The organism is Streptomyces sp. S3(2020), assembly GCF_013044505.1.
GTDB lineage: Bacteria > Actinomycetota > Actinomycetes > Streptomycetales > Streptomycetaceae > Streptomyces.
The window spans coordinates 1-1,439 of record NZ_JABERD010000511.1; the positions used below are offsets into that span (position 1 = coordinate 1).

Annotated in this window: 1 protein-coding gene; it reads right to left on the reverse strand. The window is 73.2% G+C overall.

Annotated elements, in window-relative coordinates; all coding sequences use genetic code 11:
- Positions 1 to 172 precede the first annotated feature (172 nt).
- Positions 173 to 1,439: phospho-sugar mutase (locus HLK59_RS50035; RefSeq protein WP_171148334.1), on the reverse strand; the 1,267-nt coding region annotated here is incomplete at its 5' end.

Here is a 1,439-nt window from a genome sequence, read left to right on the forward strand (position 1 = left end):
GAGTCTCGTGGGCTCGGAGAGGGGTATAAGAGACAGGCTGCGGGGCTCGGCGGACGGGAGGTCCGTCCACCGTTTCCCGGGGTGGGCGCCGGGAGGGGGAGCGCGTGTCGATCGAGGTCGCGAAATCACCCGTTGGGGTGCCCCGGTCGGTCGGGGCACCCCAACGGGCGGGTCAGATGCCGGCCGCCGCCGACAGGTCCCGCTTGATCGTCGTCAGCAGGTCCGTCGCCTTGGTGTGGGCGGCGGGCAGGTCGGCGTGGGTGCCGACCGGGACGACGACCTCCAGGTAGCACTTGAGTTTGGGTTCGGTGCCGCTGGGCCGGACGATGACACGGGCGCCGTCGAGGGTGTACCGCAGACCGTCGGTGGGCGGCAGCCGGTCGGTGCCCCGCGTGAGGTCCTCGGCCCTGGTGATCGCCAGGCCGGCCAGGGCGGTCGGCGGCCGCTCCCGCAGACGCCGCATGGCGTCGGCGATGACCGACAGGTCCTCGACGCGGACCGACAGCTGGTCGGTGGCGTGCAGACCGTGCTCCACGGCGAGGTCGTCGAGGAGGTCCGGCAGCGTGCGGCCCCGCTCCTTGAGCTCGGAGGCGAGCTCGGTGATCAGGAGGGCGGCGGTGATGCCGTCCTTGTCCCGTACGCCGTCGGGGTCGACGCAGTAGCCGAGGGCCTCCTCGTAGCCGTAGCGCAGGCCCTCGACGCGGGCGATCCACTTGAAGCCGGTGAGGGTCTCCTCGTAGGGGAGGTCCGCCTTCTCGGCGATACGGCCGAGGAGGGAGGAGGAGACGATCGACTCGGCGAAGGTCCCCCGGGCGCCGCGCCGCACGAGGTGGGCGGCGAGCAGCGCGCCGACCTCGTCGCCGCGCAGCATCCGCCAGTCGCCGTTCGCCTTCACGGCCACGGCGCAGCGGTCGGCGTCCGGGTCGTTGGCGATGATCAGGTCGGGGTCCGTCTCGCGGGCCTTCGCGAAGGCGAGGTCCATCGCGCCGGGCTCTTCCGGGTTGGGGAAGGCGACGGTCGGGAAGTCGGGGTCGGGCTCGGCCTGCTCGGCGACGAGGGCCGGCTCCGGGAAGCCCGCGCGGGCGAAGGCGGCGAGGAGGACGTCCTTGCCGACGCCGGGCATCGCCGTGTAGACGGTGCGGGCGGTGCGGGGGGAGTTCTTTGCCAGTACCGCGTCCGTACGGGCGAGGTAGGCGTCGAGGACCGCGTCGTCGAGGGTCTCCCAGCCGCCGTCCGGGCGAGGCAGGTCGTCCAGGGACCGTACGGCCTCGATCTCCGCGGCGATCTCCGCGTCGGCCGGCGGGACGATCTGGGAGCCGTCGCCGAGGTAGACCTTGTAGCCGTTGTCGCGGGGCGGGTTGTGGCTGGCGGTGACCTCCACGCCGGCGACCGCGCCGAGGTGCCTTATGGCGAACGCCAGGACGGGGGTGGGGAGGGGG